We start from the raw sequence: 9,232 nt of genomic DNA on the forward strand, positions 1-9,232 counted from the left end.
GATCATTCAATATACCCGGTTCGGGACGATCGGCATTGCCCTGATTCAGGGGTTTGGTATTGCGGTTGGACTGGAACAAATGAATCAGGGAGCGTTTGTGCTCAATGCGGGATGGGGATTCCGTCTCATGACGGTCATCACCCTGACGGCTGGCACGGGTTTCTTGATGTGGCTCGGTGAACAGATCACTGAGCGAGGAATCGGCAACGGAATCTCTTTGATCATTTTTGCCGGTATTGTCGCCAGGCTGCCTGCGGCCGTGGCGCAGACCTACAATCTGTATGAAATCGGCCAGCTCAACGCGTTCTTATTGATTGCACTGGCTCTATTGATGGTAGGCGTTGTGGCCGCGATTGTTTTTTTGGAAAGCGGACGACGAAAAATTCCTGTGCAGTACGCGAAACGGGTGATTGGGAGACGAGTCTATGGAGGGCAGAGCACACACATTCCGTTGAAGATCAATACGGCCGGGGTGATTCCTCCCATATTTGCCTCATCGATCATCGCGTTCCCTGCGACCATTGCAGGGTTTTTCGAGACGCCATGGGTGAAATCAATCGGAGCGCAGCTGGCTCCGGGATCGCTGCTCTACACATTGATGTATGTGGGGCTCATCATCTTTTTCTGTTTTTTCTACACCGCGGTGGTCCTTAATCCCGTCGATATGGCCGATAACATGAAAAAGTACGGAGGTTTTATTCCTGGTATCAGGCCTGGTCAACGAACCTCTGACTATATCTACAATGTCCTCACGAAGATTACATTCGCGGGCGCCATCTATCTGGCCATTGTCTGTGTGATTCCTGAGTTTTTGATTTATAAGCTGAATGTGCCATTTTATTTTGGAGGCACCTCCCTGTTGATTGTTATTGGTGTGGGTTTGGATACTGCCCAGCAAATTGAATCCCATATGCTGATGCGGAATTACGAGGGATTCTTAGGCAAGGGCATGGCTCCATTGCGCGGGAGAAGTGGTTAGATCATGCGGCTTGTGTTTCTCGGTGCTCCAGGCGTTGGGAAAGGCACGCAGGCTGACAAAGTCGCCGCTCAGTATCGCATTCGTAAGATTTCGACCGGTGATTTGCTTCGGGAGGCGGTTCGAAATAAGACAACCTTGGGTCTTGAAGCTCACGAGCATATGGATCAGGGAAAGCTGGTCCCGGATTCAGTCGTCATAGGACTGGTACGGGAGAAGCTGAATGATCCGTCACATGCTAATGGATTTATTCTCGATGGGTTTCCGAGGACGGTTCCTCAGGCGGAATCGCTTGCGAAGGTGCTCGTCGCGCGAGACCTTCATCTGGATCGAGTGATTAATTTCAGAGTTTCTCGAGAGGAAATCGTGAAGCGGTTGAGCGGGCGCCGGAGCTGTCCAAAGTGCCAGGCAACTTATCATGTGGAGTTCGCTCCATCCAAGACCAGTAGTGTCTGTGAGCGCTGCGGAGAAACCTTGGTTCAGCGAAGCGACGATCAGCCGGAAGCCATAGAGACCCGTCTCCGTGTGTATGAAGAGCAGACGGCGCCGTTGATCAACTTTTATGAAAAAAAGCATTTATTGTCGCACCTTAACGGTGCCGAGACGGTTGAAACGGTATACCAGAACCTCGTGAAAGCGCTCGCGATACCTCAGACGGCATGATCATTCTGAAAACGCCCGCCGAGATTGTAGTGATGGCAGAGGCGTCAAGAGTGGTCGCTGAAGCGCTTGAGATTGTGAAGGAAGCGGTCTGTCCTGGTATCAGCACGGAAGAGCTAGACCGTATTGCTGAAGAGGCGATACGGTCCAGAGGAGCGGTTCCGGCGTTCAAAGGTTATCGGAACTATCCTAAGACACTCTGTGCGTCCGTGAATGAGCAGGTTGTTCACGGTATCCCTTCGAAGCGAAAGGTGAAGGAGGGGGATATCATCGGCCTTGATCTCGGTGCTATTGTGGGTGGGTTTTATGGGGATTCAGCGGTAACAGTGGCGGTTGGTCGGATCCAGGAGGGGACGGCAAAATTGGTTCAGGTGACGGAAGAAGCGCTGTATCTTGGGATCAGGCAGGCTGTGGTCGGCAACCGTTTGACCGACATCTCGAATGCTGTGCAGCAACATGTTGAATCTGCCGGGTTCTCCGTTGTTACCGAATTTGTGGGGCATGGGATTGGTCGGCAACTGCATGAAGAGCCTCAAGTCCCTAACTATGGGAAACCCGGTCAAGGGCCTCGATTGCAACCGGGTATGGTCCTGGCCATTGAACCGATGGTGAACATGGGTCGGAGTGCCGTTCGTGTCCTTGAGGATCGGTGGACAGCGGTCACGGTCGATGGGAGCCTATCTGCTCACTTCGAGCATACGATCGCCATCCAACCGAGCGGAGCGCCTCGCATTTTAAGTCAATTGGAGAAGGCCTAGATTTATTTCTCAAGAGAGATAAGAAGGCGTGGCAAAAGAAGACATTATTGAAATCCAGGGCTCGGTAGCGGAGACGCTTCCTAACGCCATGTTCCGGGTCAAGCTGGACAATGGCCATGTCATACTGGCTCACATCTCGGGGAAAATGCGGATGCATTTTATCCGTATCCTTCCCGGCGATAAGGTCACGGTGGAAATGTCACCATACGATTTGACCAGGGGTCGAATTACCTATCGCTTCAAGTAACGGAGCAGCGAATTGTTATGAAGGTCAAATCATCAGTGAAGCCCATATGTGCCAAATGCAAAGTTGTGCGTCGTCGGGGGGTCGTAAGGATTTTATGCAAAAACCCACGCCATAAGCAGCGACAAGGATAACAGGGAAGTGTCGAGCGATGAGTGCTGGGTTCTGAGCCCGACATTACAGATGGATCCAATGAGAAAACATCTCATTACATAGAACTCAGCACTCAGAACTGGAGGGGGAATGGCACGTATTGCCGGCATCGATTTGCCACGGAATAAACGAACGGATATTGGATTGAGCTACATCTATGGAATCGGACGAATGTCGGCTCAAAGGATTCTCAATGAAGCGGGGCTCGATGGGGCGGTCCGTGTCAAGGATCTGAGCGAAGATAAGATCGTCAAATTGCGTGAAATCATCGAGCGTGACTACCGAGTCGAGGGAGATCTACGCAAAGAAGTGTCGCTGAACATCAAGCGGTTGATTGATACGGGGACCTATCGAGGGTTGCGTCATCGCAAAGGTCTGCCCGTCCGCGGGCAGCGAACCAAGACCAATGCTCGAACGCGTAAAGGACGGCGTACAGGCGTCAGTAGCAAGCCGCGACCCACGGTAACCAAAGGGGCTTAAGCACCTAGTGTACTGAAACAGCCGGAGGAGTTCGCATGAGCGTCAAAAAAGGGAAAAAGAAAGAACGTCGGATTGTTCAGAGTGGGGTGGCGCATGTTCAGGCGTCATTCAACAACACGATTGTGACCATCACTGATATGAGCGGAAACACAGTGGTATGGGCAAGCGCAGGCAATCAAGGGTTCAAAGGCTCAAGAAAGAGCACCCCTTTTGCCGCGCAGCGCGCGGGTGAGGCCGCAGCGAGAAAAGCTATGGAAAGCGGGATGCGGCAAGTCGATGTGTATGTGAATGGACCAGGTTCAGGTCGAGAGTCAGCGATCCGTTCACTTCAGGGAGCAGGTTTGCGAATTAATTTGATTCGCGATGTCACGCCGATTCCGCATAATGGATGTCGACCGCCCAAACGACGACGAGTGTGACGCCATGTGCGTAGGGTTATGCGTGGCTAAGCGAGACCCCGGGATGGGTTTTAGATAATCCGTAAGTTATCTTGCTAGGAGGAAGCAGTGGCAAAGTATCGTGGCCCAGTCTGTCGGTTGTGCCGGAGGGAAGGTGAGAAACTGTTCCTCAAGGGCACGCGCTGTATGACGGAAAAGTGCGCGGTCGAACGCAGGAGTTATCCGCCTGGTCAACATGGGCAGGGTCGGCAGCGAACGTCCGACTATAGTTTACAGCTGCGTGAAAAGCAGAAGCTGCGTCGAATCTACGGACTTCAGGAACGCCAATTTCGCGGCGTCTTCGAACGTGCAGAACGTCAGACCGGCGTTACAGGCGATGCCCTGTTGCGTTTGCTTGAGTGTCGCTTAGACAATGTCGCGTATCGCTTGGGATTCGGCGCTTCCCGCAAGCAAGCTCGTCAGATGGTGAGTCACGGTCATCTCACGATAAATGGTAAGAAAATCACGGTGGGTGGTGCGTTGGTGAAACCAGGAGATGTGATCGAGATTCGTGAACGAAGTCGTGATTTAGTTGCCATCCAGGCGGCATTGGAATCGGTTGATAGTCGCGGCATTCCTGACTGGCTTGAGCTTGACAAGGGAGCTTTCAAGGGAACGGTGCGCGCATTGCCTGCAAAGGAGCAGATCACATTGCCGGTCAACGAGCAGATGGTGGTGGAATTGTATTCGCGATAGTTTGTCGGTCTGAGATGAGCTCTTTCGACATTGGCGAAACCTGCCAATGTCTTGGTTATTCGATGGTATGGAGGATGGGTCATGATCAAAGCGATGAAAGACTTTCAGATCCCGATGCGGGTGGAAGTCGACAAGGATGCAGAATCTCCCACATTTGGGCGGTTCACCACGGAGGCGTTTGAACGAGGGTTTGGCACCACGATTGGTAATGCCCTCCGTCGCATTTTGTTGTCGTCGCTTACGGGGGCCGCGGTTACCACTGTGAAGATTGAAGGGGTCGTGCACGAGTTTTCCACGATCTCTGGTGTGACAGAAGATGTCACGGCCATCATTTTGAATATCAAAGGCTTGCGGATGGCACTCCACACGGACAAGCCGAAGACAGTACGGTTGAAAAAGAAGGGGCCTGGAGAAGCAAAGGGATCAGACATTTTTCACGATGGCGACTTGACGATTCTCACGCCTGATTTTCATATTGCCACGCTCGACAAGGATGCGACTCTGGATATTGAGATGACGGTGAAGCATGGTCGTGGCTATGTGCCGGCCGAGCGTAATAAAGAAGAGGGATTGCCGATCGGGGTGATTGCCATCGATTCCATTTTCTCTCCGATCAGGAGAGTTAATTTCCATGTCGAAAATGCGCGGGTTGGCCGTATGACTGATTATGACAAACTGACGATGGAGATCTGGACCGACGGCACCATCAGCCCTCGTGACGCCCTGTCTACGGGGGCCGGGATTTTGCGTGAACATCTGGATATTTTCATCAATCCGGAAGAGCGCAGTGAGGGAAAGAGCGAGGCCGGCTATGAGGAGTCCCAGCGGGAAGTGAACAAGAATCTCTCTCGTAGCGTGAATGAGTTGGAATTGTCTGTTCGCGCGGCCAATTGCCTGAAGAATGCGAATATCAAAACGATCGCCGACCTTGTACAAAAGTCGGAAGGTGAGATGCTCAGGACAAAAAATTTTGGGAAAAAGTCCCTCAACGAGATTAAAGAAATTCTTTCTGAAATGGGGCTTTCATTAGGAACAAAGATAGAGGCTGCGTCTCCGCACAATGGAAGCCCAAAACCTGAATGATGTTTTCCAATCAAGAGGACTACGGTGCGACATAGAAAAAAGGGGCGACAACTTGGACGGCAGACGAAACATCGGGAGGCGTTGTTTCGGAACTTGGTCACCTCATTGTTAGATCGAGAGCGTATCGAGACTACAGGAGCTAAGGCTAAGGAGATACGAGGATTTACTGATCGTATGATTACCCTTGGCAAGGAAGGTACGCTGTCTGCACGCCGCCGAGCCCTAGGGTTTATTCGCAGCAAGGCCGTTGTGTCTAAACTGTTTGGCGATGTGGCGACACGATTCAAAGATCGATCCGGGGGCTACACCAGAATTATCAAAACTCGTCGCCGCATTGGCGATGCGGCTGAAATGGTCGCTATCGAGTTAGTTTCTCGTCAGGAACAAGCCACAAAGAAAAAGTCCGATACGCGTACAGCTCAGCCTGCACCTGCCGAGGCCGGAACATCGGCATAGTTTTTAGTCACGATATTCAGTTGCCATGCTAAAGACTCCCATGTGCCAACACATGGGAGTCTTTTACTTTCAGTTCACTGGAGGACGTTTACTTGGCAGGCCGTGCATGCTACGATCGTGCCAGGTATCCTATTTATCTACCACAGAGGAATTCCTAAAGCATGTGGGAGCTTGTAGCGAGGAGGGTCCTTCTGGCTTTGAGCGTGCTGTTAGCCGCGTTTCTCGGCTATCTTCTCTTAAGAAACGCAGATTCAGTGCCGAGCAGCCGACCTATCGCTTCAGAATCGATTGAACAAGCAGATGCCACGATCATTGAGTTTATTTTTACGCAATCGAAAGGGGATGTAGTCCAGTGGCAGGTGCAGGCCAAACAGGCACGCTTATTTGAGCATGATAAGCGCGCTGTGCTGCGTGACGTTGCCTTTACTTTTTATGGCATAGGAGGAGATGAGGTGATGGTGTATGGGGAAGAGGGGACGCTGGATACGACCACCAAGAACTTTACCCTGGTAAATCGCCAAACGCCTATTGTTGTGGAGACTAAGAGCGGCTATACGATTTATACCAACCACTTAGTATGGACGGATCAGGTACGAGAAATTCGAACGGAAGATTCCGTGCGGATCGTGGGACATGGGCTGGAGGTGAAGGGACAAGGATTGCTTGGGCGAATGGAATCCGAAGAATTTGAGGTTCTACAGGATGTGCATGTGGATCTGCTCCCTTCTTCTTAGCTTCTTCCTTGTCGGATCCACGTCGGCGGCCCCCTCAACGGGATCTATGGATCTGAAGAGGAATGTGGAGGCGCCCGGTGTCCCAACCACCATCACATCACAAAAAATGACGGTACGAAATCAAGACGGCCAGGCGATTTTTGAGGAAACAGTTGTGTTGACCAGAGGCCCCCTCATCGTCCACTCGGATAAGATGGTTGTGTTGTTCAAGCCCCGAAACCACGACTCCCTGGTGCCATCCGGAGAGGGAATGGATCGCCATGAATCCGTTCGGAACTCTTCGTCTCCTACAGGGCCCAGCACGGGGTCGACGATGTCGAATCGCTCTGTGAACCGCGTCGAAGCGACTGGCGCTGCTCATCGCGTCAAGATTAAGTACGAGAACGGCAACGCGACTTGCCAAAAAGCCGTGTATTTTGTTGACAGAGAGAAGATTGTGCTGACTGGTGACCCTGTAGCGTGGGAAAAAGGCACGCGCGTCAGCGGTAAACAGATTACGATTTTTTTGGCAGAAGAGCGGAGCGTGGTGGAAGGAGGTTCACATGTTCGTATCGAAGGTGAGGGGCAGAGCCATCCATGACCAGGACTGCTCATGCTGAGTCGGCCCCGCTCGTCGATCCTCTTGGGGCACGGCAAGCGGGTTGTCTGCGTGCCACTGGATTGGTAAAAAGTTTTCGTGGGCGCAAAGTCGTGAAGGGTGTTGCCGTCGAGGTGTGTGCCGGCGAGGTCGTCGGGCTCCTTGGTCCTAATGGAGCTGGGAAGACCACAATTTTCGATATGATGGTTGGCTTGTGCCAGCCCGATGAAGGGGAAATCACCTTCCTCGGGGAATCCGTGACCAACTTGCCGATGTACAAACGGGCTCGTAGAGGAGTAGGTTACCTGCCTCAGGAATCGTCGGTTTTTCGACGGCTTTCGGTAGAACATAATGTCTTGGCGATCCTGGAAATGCTGGGGTATGCTCGTAAAGAGCGAAGCCAACGGGTGGATGCTTTGCTTAACGAATTAGACCTCATTCATATACGAAAGAGTATGGCGTATGCCCTTTCAGGAGGAGAGCGCCGCCGTTTGGAAATCACGCGTGCATTGGCGGCCACACCGTCGTTCATGTTGTTGGATGAACCGTTTGCGGGAATCGACCCGATAGCCGTCGCGGATATTCAGCAGATTATCACGCGGTTGAAGGAGAAAGGGATTGGCATATTGATTACCGATCACAATGTACAGGAAACGCTTTCAATCGTTGACCGTGCTTACATCATCAATGAAGGATTGATCTTGGAGGCGGGGCCTCCCGAAGCTATTGTGCAGAGTGCAACAGCCCGGGCCGTTTATCTTGGGGAGCAGTTCAAGCTGTAGGGAGTGGCAGAGGCAACGATGAAACTCCGTCTGGTTCCACAACTCTCGCAAAAGCTCATCATGACACCTCAACTGCAGCAAGCGATTAAGCTGCTGCAGCTATCTCGGCTTGAACTGCAGCAGAGTCTCACTCAGCATCTCTTGGAAAATCCGTTGCTGGACGAAATTCAATCCGATGTCGACGAAAACGAGTCCTTGGTTAATGAGGAGAAGGTTGAAGCCCCTTCCCCACTGGAAGGACAAGATCGGTCGGACACGGCAGTTGAGACACGCGAAGAACAAGGGTCGCCGGAGGAGTTTTCCGCTTCTGGATGGGAAGAATACTTCGGCAGAGATCGAGGGCGTGGTGAGTCTGCATACTCCACGGCACAAGATGAATTTCCTTCGTACGAGCAAACGGTGGCAAAGGCGACGTCTCTCGAGGAACATCTCCTCTGGCAGTTGTCGTTGTCCGGGCTCGGTGGTCGGGAAAAAGAACTTGGTCGATTGATCATCGGCAATCTAGATGATGATGGTTATCTTCGCATTCCATTGGCTGAGGTCGTAGCCGGGACTGGTTTTACCGAATCCGAAGTCGAATCTGTGCTCAAAGACATTCAGACCTTCGATCCAACCGGAGTTGGCGCAAGAGATCTTTCCGAATGCCTTCTGCTGCAACTCGGGCATTTAGGCCGGAATCCATTTGGGTCACTTGGGTCACCACCTGGAGCGTTGAAAGGATCGGTTATTGAAAGCATTGTTTTGCATCATTTGAAGGACTTAGAAAAAAAACAGTATGCCAAGATTGCGAAGGCTTTGAGCGTCACGGTCGAGGAAGTCTTCCAAGCCACCAAGATCATCGGGGAACTTGAACCCAAACCAGGGAGGCCGTTCGCAAATACCCAAAACTACGTTATCGTGCCTGATGTGTTTGTGGTCAAGAATGAGGGGGAGTGGGTTGTACTATTGAATGACGATGGGCTCCCTCGCATGCGGATCAGCCCATATTACAAACAGCTTATTTCTTCAGGACAAGGCGGAACTCCGGAAACCAAAGCGTACATGGATGAAAAAATGAGGGCCGCTCAGTGGGTTATTCGAAGCATCGAGCAGCGGAATCGGACGATCGTGAAAGTGGTTTCAAGTATCGTCAAGTTTCAAGAGCAATTTTTTGACCATGGCGTCCAATATCTTAAGCCCTTGGTGCTCAAGCAGGT

Annotated in this window: 14 protein-coding genes; all 14 read left to right on the top strand. The window is 51.8% G+C overall.

Annotation, left to right across the window (positions count from 1 at the left end; genetic code table 11):
* Positions 1–979 (top strand): preprotein translocase subunit SecY (gene secY / locus ACOSYY_RS05470; RefSeq protein WP_421661255.1); only part of this gene is annotated, 979 nt, incomplete at its 5' end.
* Positions 980–982: 3 nt separating this feature from the next.
* On the top strand, positions 983–1,639 hold the full coding sequence (locus ACOSYY_RS05475) for an adenylate kinase (RefSeq protein WP_421661256.1): 657 nt from the start codon (positions 983–985) through the stop codon (positions 1,637–1,639).
* Positions 1,636–2,394 carry a type I methionyl aminopeptidase gene (map, locus tag ACOSYY_RS05480; protein WP_421661257.1) on the top strand — a complete coding sequence of 253 codons (759 nt, stop codon included), beginning with the start codon at positions 1,636–1,638 and terminating at the stop codon, positions 2,392–2,394. The genes ACOSYY_RS05475 and map overlap by 4 nt, the downstream gene beginning before the upstream one ends.
* A 28-nt stretch (positions 2,395–2,422) precedes the next feature.
* Entirely contained in the window at positions 2,423–2,641 is a 219-nt protein-coding gene (gene infA, locus ACOSYY_RS05485) for a translation initiation factor IF-1 (RefSeq protein WP_421661259.1), read from the top strand.
* 17 nt (positions 2,642–2,658) lie between these two features.
* Positions 2,659–2,772, top strand: coding sequence for a 50S ribosomal protein L36 (gene rpmJ / locus ACOSYY_RS05490; protein ID WP_086418833.1), 114 nt, complete (start codon positions 2,659–2,661; stop codon positions 2,770–2,772).
* A 109-nt stretch (positions 2,773–2,881) separates the two neighbouring features.
* The gene (gene rpsM / locus ACOSYY_RS05495; protein WP_421661260.1) at positions 2,882–3,271 is read left to right on the top strand and encodes a 30S ribosomal protein S13; all 390 of its coding nucleotides are present in this window, start codon (positions 2,882–2,884) and stop codon (positions 3,269–3,271) included.
* Between the two features lie 35 nt (positions 3,272–3,306).
* Positions 3,307–3,690: a 30S ribosomal protein S11 gene (gene rpsK, locus ACOSYY_RS05500; protein ID WP_086425746.1), complete on the top strand. Its 384-nt coding sequence runs from the start codon at positions 3,307–3,309 to the stop codon at positions 3,688–3,690.
* An 87-nt stretch (positions 3,691–3,777) separates the two neighbouring features.
* On the top strand, positions 3,778–4,404 hold the full coding sequence (rpsD, locus tag ACOSYY_RS05505) for a 30S ribosomal protein S4 (protein WP_421661261.1): 627 nt from the start codon (positions 3,778–3,780) through the stop codon (positions 4,402–4,404).
* 81 nt (positions 4,405–4,485) lie between these two features.
* Entirely contained in the window at positions 4,486–5,487 is a 1,002-nt protein-coding gene (locus ACOSYY_RS05510; RefSeq protein WP_421661262.1) for a DNA-directed RNA polymerase subunit alpha, read from the top strand.
* A gap of 24 nt (positions 5,488–5,511) precedes the next feature.
* Positions 5,512–5,943 (top strand): 50S ribosomal protein L17, encoded by a 432-nt coding sequence (gene rplQ / locus ACOSYY_RS05515; protein ID WP_421661263.1) that lies wholly within the window; start codon positions 5,512–5,514, stop codon positions 5,941–5,943.
* A gap of 161 nt (positions 5,944–6,104) precedes the next feature.
* On the top strand, positions 6,105–6,677 hold the full coding sequence (lptC, locus tag ACOSYY_RS05520; RefSeq protein WP_421661264.1) for an LPS export ABC transporter periplasmic protein LptC: 573 nt from the start codon (positions 6,105–6,107) through the stop codon (positions 6,675–6,677).
* Between the two features lie 46 nt (positions 6,678–6,723).
* On the top strand, positions 6,724–7,257 hold the full coding sequence (locus tag ACOSYY_RS05525) for an LptA/OstA family protein (protein ID WP_421661265.1): 534 nt from the start codon (positions 6,724–6,726) through the stop codon (positions 7,255–7,257).
* The gene (gene lptB / locus ACOSYY_RS05530) at positions 7,254–8,036 is read left to right on the top strand and encodes an LPS export ABC transporter ATP-binding protein (RefSeq protein ID WP_421661266.1); all 783 of its coding nucleotides are present in this window, start codon (positions 7,254–7,256) and stop codon (positions 8,034–8,036) included. Before ACOSYY_RS05525 ends, lptB begins: the two co-directional genes overlap by 4 nt.
* A gap of 18 nt (positions 8,037–8,054) precedes the next feature.
* Positions 8,055–9,232, top strand: a 1,178-nt coding sequence (rpoN, locus tag ACOSYY_RS05535) for an RNA polymerase factor sigma-54 (protein WP_421661267.1), incomplete at its 3' end; no start/stop codon positions are given.

The sequence above is a fragment of the Nitrospira sp. BLG_2 genome (assembly GCF_049222245.1).

What these genes read in the sequence shown, in the direction of transcription:
- ACOSYY_RS05475 (WP_421661256.1), top strand. Translation starts at nt 983, where the DNA reads ATGCGGCTTGTGTTTCTCGGTGCTCCAGGCGTTGGGAAAGGCACGCAG.
- map (WP_421661257.1), top strand. Translation starts at nt 1,636, where the DNA reads ATGATCATTCTGAAAACGCCCGCCGAGATTGTAGTGATGGCAGAGGCG.
- rpmJ (WP_086418833.1), top strand. Translation starts at nt 2,659, where the DNA reads ATGAAGGTCAAATCATCAGTGAAGCCCATATGTGCCAAATGCAAAGTT.
- rpsM (WP_421661260.1), top strand. Translation starts at nt 2,882, where the DNA reads ATGGCACGTATTGCCGGCATCGATTTGCCACGGAATAAACGAACGGAT.
- rpsK (WP_086425746.1), top strand. Translation starts at nt 3,307, where the DNA reads ATGAGCGTCAAAAAAGGGAAAAAGAAAGAACGTCGGATTGTTCAGAGT.
- ACOSYY_RS05510 (WP_421661262.1), top strand. Translation starts at nt 4,486, where the DNA reads ATGATCAAAGCGATGAAAGACTTTCAGATCCCGATGCGGGTGGAAGTC.
- lptC (WP_421661264.1), top strand. Translation starts at nt 6,105, where the DNA reads ATGTGGGAGCTTGTAGCGAGGAGGGTCCTTCTGGCTTTGAGCGTGCTG.
- ACOSYY_RS05525 (WP_421661265.1), top strand. Translation starts at nt 6,724, where the DNA reads ATGGATCTGAAGAGGAATGTGGAGGCGCCCGGTGTCCCAACCACCATC.
- lptB (WP_421661266.1), top strand. Translation starts at nt 7,254, where the DNA reads ATGACCAGGACTGCTCATGCTGAGTCGGCCCCGCTCGTCGATCCTCTT.